Below are 10303 nucleotides of genomic sequence, written 5' to 3' on the forward strand. Positions count from 1 at the left end.
TACACCCTCCAGAGGCGCGTTCTGCAGACGCGCCTCTAAACATATCTGCACAACATCGTAGGTGGCAGATATACGCAAAGGCACGTGAATGCACAAACCTACTTTACCGAACCGCAAGGTAAAATTAAAAAATCGAACCATCTTTGAAGGTGACAATCTGTATGTGCTGCGTGCTCTTGACGCTGATACCATTGACCTGATCTATCTCGACCCACCTTTCAACTCCAATCGAACCTTTGAAGCACCAACAGAAAGCGAAGCAGCAGGCGCAGCATTCAAAGATTCCTGGACCCCAAACGATTTAGATAGCGCGTGGCACGGTGAACTTGCAGAGAAAACCCCGGATCTTTATCACGCCATCAGCACCGCTGAATTCACGCACGGGACATCCATGAAAGCCTATCTGATTATGATGGGTATCAGGATGTTAGAGATGTATCGAATTCTGAAACCGACAGGAACCCTCTATCTTCATTGCGATGACAACGCAAGCCACTACCTGAAAATGATGATGGATGGCATTTTCGGGAAAGACAATTTTAGGAACGAGATCGTTTGGCAAAGAGCCGTAACCAGCAAAGGGAACCTCAAAAAAGGATTGGCACGCGACTCCGATCTCATCCTCCGATATTCAAAAAGCAACGATTTCGTATGGAATCCTGATGCCGTCACGATCCCCTACGATATGCAGGACCTCGACGAAAAAACCAAACGTCAATATTATTACGTTGAACCCGGTACCGGACGACTCGTATCGCATACGTCTATAACTGCTCAGACACAAAATCCCGATTCTCATCTCACTTATGACGTGATGGGTGTCACCAGAACCTGGCGGTGGTCGGAATCTCGGATGCTAAAGGAGATCGAAGCCGGACGTGTCGTGCAAACACGCCCCGGAAACGTTCCCCGATACAAACGGTATCTTGACGAACAAAAAGGGAAAACACTGAATAACATCTGGGTAGATATTCCGAACTTAACGGCACGCAATAAGGAGCGTATCGGGTACCCCACACAGAAACCGATCGCTTTGTTAGAGCGAATTATTGGTGCCAGTAGCAATCCGAACGATATGGTGCTCGACCCTTTCTGCGGATGTGCTACGACATGTATTGCTGCGGAACGCCTACACCGCCACTGGATCGGCATTGATTTAAGCCCTGAATCTTTCAAACTGGCGAAACTTCGGCTTGAACAGCACGGTATTCCCAAGAAGGTTACCCACCGAAAGTTAAAATGAAAATGCCGAAATCTAACGCTTCCTTTACATCTGGAATTACGCTCCGCGCGCTTCTGATTGGCACACTCCTCGTTATCGGGAACGCCTACTGGCTCGCCTACGCGGCGGAGATGATCCAACCGCAGTTCCTCCTCAACTTCGTCTCGCTTTTTTTCAACGCCCTTTTCACCCTTTTCGCCGTTATCGCTTTTAACCTTGTTTGGAAAAAACTTGCGCCGCGTAGCGCACTGACCCCACAGGAACTCCTTGTTATCTATATTATGGTCGTCATGGTATCAACGATCGGGGGCCACTCCATGATGACGTTCCTGATCGGCACGCTTGCCCATCCATTCCGGTTCGCTACCATCGAAAACGAATGGGCATCTCTCTTTTGGCGTTATATCCCGACATGGTTTGTGCCTGAGGACTACGCACTGGATGCCTACTTTAAGGGAGGCTTGAGTTTTTATCTCCCGAAGCATCTACGGGGCTGGATGGTGCCGATCCTCGTCTGGACAGGATTTGTCGCACTCCTCTGGTTCACGCTCATATGTCTCAATAGCATCATCCGCGTTCAGTGGACGGAGCGTGAAAAGTTGGCATACCCGATCATCCAATTGCCCCTTCAGATGGCGCAGGGGCGGAAAAGTTTTTACAGAAACACCACGATGTGGGTAGGCTTTTCGGTCGCAGCCTTTATTGAACTCCTCGCAGGATTAAGCCATCTCTTCCCCCAAGTCCCCGCTATTCAGCTGAGTTCTATTTCGATTACGCATCTGTTCACGGATAAGCCGTGGAACGCCGTCGGATGGGTCCCATTATCTATCTACCCGTTTATTATAGGACTCACATTTTTTGTCCCGTTGGATATCTCGATGTCCGCATGGTTCTTCTACCTGTTCGGCAAAGCGGAACGGGTGGTTCGGACGGGGATGTTAGGTGAAGGTGAACTCTATTTTGCAGAACGAGCGGGTGGTGCATGGCTCGCCGTCGGTATCTTGGCATTGTGGGGAACCCGGAAACATCTCCGCGATGTGATCCTGAATTGCTTGATGACCCAAAAAGCGTATGACGATTCAAACGAGCCGATGCCTTACCGTGTTGCTGTCGCTGGATTAATCCTCGGGAGTATCGGACTCACATTATTTTCGGTAAAAGCGGGTATGTCCTTGGGCGGTGTCCTCGGCTTTATTGTCATTTTCACCTTAATGGCGCTCGGCGTTACCCGTGTGCGTGCCGAATTTGGTCCCCCCTCCCATGAGATCCTCGCTCTCGATCCAGCACGGCTGATGGTCGTTACCTTCGGGGCGCGATTCGTCGGGACGGGCAATCTCACAATCATATCCTTCTACTACTGGCTCAACCGCCTCAATGTTTCACACCCGATGCCAAACCAATTAGAAGGATTCAAACTCGCAGAACGTGCAGGCATAAACAGTCGAAGATTGGTTTGGGTGATGATGTTCGCGATTGTTATCGGCACCCTCGCCTCGTTTTGGGCGTTTCTCTATCTTCTTTATGAGACCGGGGCATTTGCTGTCCACGGTTACGTCATCGGTATTGGTGAGGAGGTTTTCGGTAGACGTTTAGAACGGTGGCTTAACAACCCTACCGGTCCAAATTGGGATGGCACCCAATCCATGGGGATCGGTGCAGGGATGACGTGGATTCTCTATTTCCTGCGGCATAAATTTATCTGGTGGCCCTTCCATCCGATCGGATACGTGATGACAGCCGCAACTTGGGGAGGTCTCGCTGATTTCTGGTTCTCCGTGTATATCGGTTGGATGATAAAGGTTATCATTGTCTCAATCTTCGGTCTACGTGCCCATCAACGCGCAATCCCGTTTTTTCTTGGATTGGTCATGGGCGATTATGTATTCGTAGGGGGCTGGGCACTCATCGGCACGCTGTTCGATATGCCAACTTATGTCCTCTGGTCGCCTTGAGGCATACGCAACGCCACATTAAATGACACAGATTAGTTAAAGGAGCTATATTTAAATGTACAACTTAAATGGAAAAATCGCCTTAGTGACAGGTGTCGGCGGCAAAAATGGTATCGGACGCGCCATTGCGACCCGCTTGGCAAAAGAAGGTGCCGATGTCGCTGTTAACGACATGACCGAGCATCCCTACGCCGCAGATCAACCCGACTGGCAGGGTCTACCCGATGTTGTTCGTGAGATAGAGGGAATGGGACAGCGCGCGATCAGCGTCGTCGCGGACGTTACGGACGCAGAACAGGTGAAAGGGATGGTGGAGCAGACCGTCGCACACTTCGGCAAAATCGACATCCTTGTCAACAATGCCGGGACGATAGCTGGCAAGGATCGTGTGCCTGTCGTAGATCTGGCTGAAGAGGATTGGGACAGAGTCCAGCGTGTCAATGTGAAAGGCGTATTCCTCTGTTCGCAAGCGGTAGCACGTCATCTCATCGCCCAAGAAACGGGAGGCAAAATTATCAATATGTCTTCTGTCACCGGGAAACGGGGATCGGCGCGCTTCGCCGCATACAGTGCCTCGAAATTCGCTGTGATCGGTTTCACACAATCGCTCGCGTCTGAGCTGGCACCCTATCAGGTCAACGTAAACGCTATTTGCCCTGGGCTTGTGGACACAGAGCGATTTGGACATCTTGCATCTGTGCTAATGCCTCAGAATCTTTCCGCTGATGAACAACTTTCGGAATATACACGACGCTCTAAGGCAGCTGTCCCCATTGGGCGACTCGCTGAGGGAGCAGATGTCGCCAAGATGGCTGCTTTCCTCGCCTCAGACGAAGCCGCCTACCTATCAGGGGTTTCCATCACCGTCGCAGGAGGGACGGTAATGGACTAATTTTTAATTTTTCCTTGCGGATTTTTAATTTTTCCTTGCGGAGGAACAACGTGCGTTAAAACTTTGATGTCCGTTCCTCAAATCCGCCCTCCGCTACGCTTACGGGCTACGCGCTTCGGTTTATAGTAGATTCGACAATTAAGTGGACCCTGGATAATCGGCGAGGTTAGAAACCTCGCCTACCGGGGGCAGAGAGTGTCTATTTATTTTTAGGATCCACTATAAAAAAAGCCTCTTAACCGATAACTGACAACTGATTAACGCAAGATGCGTTGGTCGCTCAGGTCCTTTCCACCGACGCTTTTAACGATAGAGGCACCACGCCACTCCTTGACTTCCAAGTCGTGGAAGGCGTTGACAATGTTGTATTGTGTCGGTAGGTCTTCCCAGCGCGCTTTGTGGAATTCGACGGTTCCCTCGCCGCGCCACTGCTCCTGCACGACCCGGTTCGGTGTATGCGATGGTGTCAGCACAGCATAGGCAATATCCTCAGTGCCCCATACCCCCGTTCTCGGCATGTATTTGTAATGTAAACTACCAGTAAGCGGTTGCTCATCACTCGCTTGCGGCGGCGGGGACGCGGGGGGGATCGGGACCTGTTCCGTCGCCCTCACGCGCATGTCCATGAACTTAAAACCGAGCCAACTCGCAGTGCAGTGTGTCTCACCGTTAAAGGTTATCGGATCTGGAAGTGCGCAATAGATCTTGGAGAACCCTAATTCCTCACGTCCCGTTAAAATCGGATCCGTCAGATTTTCCCACAGCACTGTCAACAGAGAACCCGTCGCCCTGTCCACTTCACCTTCGTAAACCACCGGAAAACTAACACCGAGCGTATTGTAGCCGCGTCCTGCAAGCCATTCAATTTCCTTCATATAGCCCCCAGACACAGACACAACGGGTTCGCCGTTGAGCGAGAAGCCTGGCGGTAGAAATGCTTCAAGTTGCTCGCTGTTTGTCAGGAAACTCACTGAAACTGACGTTGATTTCGGGTTATCTTTACACTCAAATTTTCTACCATCGGGTCCGTATCTCGGTCCCGTCCTCGGTCCAAAATGTGTCGGCATCCGATACATCGCGTTCGGATCTAATTTATAACCCATCTCATTCCTCCATGTTTTGGGTAGTATGCCTTTATTGTATCAATATCGGATGGAATGTCAAGCATAATCTCAGTTGCTGAAACGTAAGGCTTGATTGACTTCAACACCGAAATGTAATATAATACTTATAGCATCACACCGAAAGGAACCATTTGACCCCTATGGACTTTAAACGCCATACGTATAAAATAATAATCACCCTTATCATCGCGGCATGCCTTGTAATCGGTTGCGAAAAAATTCCAACCCAGATGACCCCCACAGAATCCATTGACAAAGTCGCAGTTGCCACCATTTCTGAAATAGAGGGGAGTGGTCTAACCGGCACAGCGACCTTCACAGAAATGGATGCAGAGGTTCACGTTGTCATCGAAATTCAGGGTGCTACATCGGGCTTGCACGCCATCCATCTCCATACAGGTAGCAGCTGCGCCGACATCGGACCGCATTGGCACCCTATGGGGATTCCAGCAGGTACGTCCGGTATCCCTGTCGTCCAAGCAACACTTGATACGCCCCCTATCGGTGTAGGCGAAGTCGGTAACATCACAGTCGGAAAAGATGGGACAGGGATCTTAGAATTTATGACACCGTTCTGGTCCCTTGGAAGGGATCCAAATACCGACATTCTCGGCAAACTGATTATGATTCATGAAACGGGTGACACTTTCCTAACCCATCCGCATGCGCACCCCATGAACATGCAAACGGACATGAATATGGAGACCGTCCAACCGCATTTCCATCCACCGGGGACACCAGCACACGCCCACGCCAACGCGCAGACGACGATCCCTACAATCCTACCCGGAGGCGGTGCCAAAATCGGTTGTGGTTTGATAGAACTGACGAAATAATCTCCCTTATCTTGTTCCAAAACCTCTTGAATTAAACACTGCGTTATGGTATCATGCCACAAACCTTGAACGGAGCGAGACGATGAAAATCAAAGACATACAGACAGTCCGGATCAACGTGCCAGAACGAGACATCAAACGCACGGAACCTCGACGCGAGTCGTGGAATGTCCACGCTGAAGTCGCAAATCCCATGTCGCGCTATCCACAATACAAACGCCACCGTTCCAGTTGGATGCCGAAGACATGGGATCAGGTCTACGTCAAAGTCACCGCCGAAGACGGCACTTGGGGCATAGGAGAGACCTCTTTCGGCACACCGGTTGCCGCAATCATTGATGAACACTTCGCACCCATGCTCATCGGTGAGAACTGCTTTGCCGTTGAAAAGATTTGGGATATGATGTTCCGTATGTCCAAACCTTACGGTTCGCAAGGCTTAACCAGTTGCGCGATGAGTGGGGTTGATATCGCCTTGTGGGACCTGAACGGCAAAATCAAAAACCAACCCGTCTATGAGCTGCTCGGTGGACCGCTGCGCGAAAAGATGTTCGCTTACGCCACAGGCAACGATACCGATTGGCAGTTGGAACTCGGCTTCAAAGCCGTGAAATTGGCGTGTCCCTATGGACCAGTAGATGGCGAATGGGGCTTGAAAGAGAACGAAAAACTGGTCGCGAAGACCAGAGAAACAGTCGGTGACGATGTTGAAATCATGCTCGACTGCTACATGGCTTTCGATGTCGATTACACCATCCGCTTAGCACACCGTCTCCGTCCGTATCGCCTCAAATGGATTGAGGAGTTCCTCATCCCAGAAGATATCGAGGGCTTAGTCAAAGTCAGAGAGGCGGTCGATTGGGTGAGTTTAGCAAGTGGCGAACACCACTATACCCGTTTCCCGTTTCAGCAGATTATCGAAAAACGGTGCTTGGATATTCTGCAACCCGATACCTTCTGGGTAGGCGGGATAACCGAATGCGTCAAAATTTGTCATCTCGCAGATGCCGCTGGTCTTACTGTTATCTTCCACGGCGGTGGACTCCGACAATCTGGACTCCATCTTTCCGCTGCTATGCCGAACACGCCGTGGGTAGAATACTATCTCGGGACGCCGCCGGGTGTTCCGTTAGAGGAAACGAAACGCTTTGAAGGTGAGTCGCTCCCAAGGGATAGTTATATCGCTCCGAATGATGGTCCCGGACTCGGCTTGCACATTGAAGAGGCGTGGCTAACGCCGAGGAATCCGCGGTAATATGATGCGCTACATCACCTTTCTGATCCTACTCTGTATCGGTGGTAACGTCCACGCCCAAACACTCATTGATTCAATTGTCGCGGTCGTCAACGAGGATGCTATCACACGTAGCGAACTCGAAGATGAATTTCGTATTGCTACAGTTTTTTTAGGAATACGTGCCGACGCGCCTCCGCCCCTTGCTGAGAAGCGCGCGGCACTCCATACCCTCATCAACCGGACATTCGTCCTACAAGAAGCCGAACGGCGCGGCATCGTCGTAACCGAACGTAATACACAAGTCGCCGCAAAAATAGCAGAAATTTCCGTCGAATATGCCTCGGAGACAGCACTTCAAAGCATTTTGCAGCACTCCCAATTGGAAAAATCAGCAATAGAAGCATGGGTCTACGATCAGTTGATTTACGATGAATTCTTTCGCCGCATATTTTTCAATACCGTCAACAGCGAAAGGGTCGCGCAATTAGCCAAATCGTATTACAATGCCAATGGTGCCGAGTTTATTGTGCCACCGACAGTTACCTTCAAATCACTACTTATCGTCATACCAAAGAATGGATCCGAGGTAGAAAAACAGGAAGCCGAGACCCTGGTGCAAAAACTCAATGAACGTTTACAACGGGGACAGACATTTCAGGCAGTCCGTGAAACTTATGAAACACAGTTAGAACTCAGGTTCGAGGTCACAACGCTTGAAATAGACACACCCTTGGGGGCTATCGTAACGAAATTACAAGTTTCTGAACGGAGCACACCCTTCCGCGTTTCGGAGGGATACCAGATCGTCGAACGCATCCGGAATAATTCAGCGTATCAAAAAACATACCCAGAAGTCAGTGAGGAAATTACAGAGCGGATTCGGCAGGAGTTGGCAAATGAACAATTTGAAACATGGCTAATTCAAAGGAAAGAAGAGGAAACTTGGCATATTTTGGATGATGAACTTGCAGAAGAAAAGAGTGAGGTGAAGTAAACGGATGCGGTACAATCAGCCCCGAAGACGTGCGACAGGTAAACAGCCTCCAAACGGCTGGGCATATTTTGTTATTGCCACACTTCTGTTTATACTCGCTGCGTTGACCTCTGGCGACGATATAGCGGACAATCCTAAAGAATTCCAGAAGCAGTTGAAAGATGCCGAGCGTGCACTTCAAGCGGAGGAATGGCGCGAGGCCCTCCGTTTATATCAGGCACTCGGCAAAACGGCACCAGATTCTCCGATTGTTCACATCGGCGCGGGAGATGCCGCCGCAAAACTGAAGGACTATCCCACCGCTATTACTGCTTTCCAACGTGCCTTGCGAGTCCTTTCAACACACCCGCAAGGCAATATTACAATATCTCGCTTACAGCTTACGGTGCAAGGCAAACTCGCTGCTGCATATCATCGCAATAAACAGCTCGCCGAAGCCGATATGTGGTTCCAAAAAGCCATTAAAGGCGCGGGTGAAGATGCCCCAGTGGCGTGGTATCTTGCTTTAGGACAGATTGAAACTGAGCGTGGAAATTTAGAGCAGGCACGGCGATACTATATCGTCGCTGTGCAACTACATCCAGAGGCGCCCGCTGCCTACAATAACCTTGGGCACGTTCTTCTCAAACTCAACCGCGTTGACGAAGCCGATGCCGTATTTCGGGAAGCACTCACCCAAGACGAGACACTCGCCAGTGCCGCTTTCGGGCGCGGTGAGATCGGCGCGAGACGCGGACAATTCGCTGTCGCCCAACGTTTCTATGAACGTGCCATCCGATATGCTCCAGAAGAACCTATTTTTTACAAATCGCTGGCAGATGTTCTCGGTCATATAGGGAACACCGGAGAAGCTGAAATTGCCGAAGCGCGTTATCGTCGAATACTGGCGGAACGCTATCGCGGTCAAGCACATTGGTTCATTGAGAAGAAACAACCGCAGCGCGCCTTAACACCTCTTCAAAAAGCCATCGAAACGGATGACACCTTTATCCCCGCTTTGAAAGATTATGCCTACGTTCAGATGCAACTCGGAAAATTCGTAGATGCCAAGAAATCGTATCAACGGGTTCTCATGATGGAACCTACCTCACGCCAGGCACTTCTGCACCTCGGCATGATAGATGCCAGACTCGGCAACCAAGCCGCAGCGGTTTCCCACTATCTCTCGCTTATCCAACACGAACCGGATTTTATGGACGCCTACGTTCAACTCGCAAACTTGCATGAGAAGTCCGGGGACTTACAAACCTCCGCAGACGCGCTCACGATGGGAATACAACACGAACCGACATGGGCCCCTGGATACTTGTGGCGTGGCAAGATTTACCAAAAACAGAATAAATCCAGTATGGCAGAGACAGATTTCCGTCGCGCCCTCCAACTCGCCCCAGGCGTTCCGTTTCCCAAAGAGGCATTAGCGTCCCTACTCGCAACGGAAAACAGGGAATTGGACGAAGCACTGACCCTTGCCGAGACCGCAGTTGAAAGCGACGATCAACCGATACATCGTGCCACACTTGCTTTGGTCTACTATCGCCTCAACCGCATTCCTGATGCACGCCGTGAAATTGAAACTGCTTTTGTCCAAACCCCCAAACACCCCTACGTTCTAAAAATTCGTTCAAAAATCCTAAAAGCCAATCCATAGCGGCAACTTCCAAATTATAATTTTCGCGTTTTTTGTTGAAAATTAAAGTAGAAAATAGTATAATTTACTCAAATTGTATGGTCAATGGATGTGGAGAGTCACATCTAACCCGAATAAACTTTATTGTTTTGAAATCGCACTATGAGATTCGTGACTTTTCCATAACTATTCACTTTAGTATATAGGAATAGGGAAGTATACAGTATAAGGAGCACTAACAATGTTAAAATTTCAGATACTTTTCATTGCGGTTTTGATCGCTTGTTTCGCCTTTATATCTTGCGACAGAGCTCAACAAATCATGGACCCCGCTATGGATGACATGATGGACAGCGATTCAGAAATGATGGACGACGGCATGATGACCGATGGCATGATGGACGACGGCATGATGGACG

At 49.8% G+C, this 10303-nt stretch carries 8 protein-coding genes; 7 read left to right on the plus strand and 1 reads right to left on the minus strand.

The annotated features are described in order from the left end of the window. Positions 1–88: 88 nt before the first annotated feature. The 3 genes from F4X88_18745 to F4X88_18755 are packed head-to-tail and all read left to right on the plus strand — an operon-like array spanning position 89 to position 4066. On the plus strand, positions 89–1243 hold the full coding sequence (locus F4X88_18745; GenBank protein MYA58327.1) for a site-specific DNA-methyltransferase: 1155 nt from the start codon (positions 89–91) through the stop codon (positions 1241–1243). After that, complete coding sequence (locus F4X88_18750) at positions 1240–3174, plus strand: hypothetical protein (GenBank protein ID MYA58328.1); 1935 nt, start codon at positions 1240–1242, stop codon at positions 3172–3174. The genes F4X88_18745 and F4X88_18750 overlap by 4 nt, the downstream gene beginning before the upstream one ends. A 55-nt stretch (positions 3175–3229) precedes the next feature. Further along, positions 3230–4066, plus strand: a complete 837-nt coding sequence (locus F4X88_18755; GenBank protein MYA58329.1) for a 3-oxoacyl-ACP reductase FabG — start codon at positions 3230–3232, stop codon at positions 4064–4066. A 257-nt stretch (positions 4067–4323) separates the two neighbouring features. Here F4X88_18755 and F4X88_18760 read toward each other — a convergent pair whose 3' ends face one another. Then, positions 4324–5169 carry a hypothetical protein gene (locus F4X88_18760; GenBank protein ID MYA58330.1) on the minus strand — a complete coding sequence of 282 codons (846 nt, stop codon included), beginning with the start codon at positions 5167–5169 and terminating at the stop codon, positions 4324–4326. A gap of 161 nt (positions 5170–5330) precedes the next feature. Between F4X88_18760 and F4X88_18765 the strand changes: the two genes are divergently transcribed. The 4 genes from F4X88_18765 (at position 5331) to F4X88_18780 (ending at position 9905) form a co-directional block, all read left to right on the plus strand. Continuing rightward, positions 5331–6026 carry a superoxide dismutase family protein gene (locus F4X88_18765; protein MYA58331.1) on the plus strand — a complete coding sequence of 232 codons (696 nt, stop codon included), beginning with the start codon at positions 5331–5333 and terminating at the stop codon, positions 6024–6026. An 82-nt stretch (positions 6027–6108) separates the two neighbouring features. After that, positions 6109–7281: an L-rhamnonate dehydratase gene (locus F4X88_18770; protein MYA58332.1), complete on the plus strand. Its 1173-nt coding sequence runs from the start codon at positions 6109–6111 to the stop codon at positions 7279–7281. 1 nt (position 7282) lies between these two features. Next, a complete protein-coding gene (locus F4X88_18775; protein ID MYA58333.1) occupies positions 7283–8257 on the plus strand; it encodes a hypothetical protein in 975 nt (324 codons plus the stop codon). Between the two features lie 4 nt (positions 8258–8261). Beyond that, positions 8262–9905: a tetratricopeptide repeat protein gene (locus tag F4X88_18780; protein MYA58334.1), complete on the plus strand. Its 1644-nt coding sequence runs from the start codon at positions 8262–8264 to the stop codon at positions 9903–9905. Positions 9906–10303 lie beyond the last annotated feature (398 nt).

Source organism: Candidatus Poribacteria bacterium, assembly GCA_009839745.1.
Taxonomy (GTDB): domain Bacteria; phylum Poribacteria; class WGA-4E; order WGA-4E; family WGA-3G; genus WGA-3G.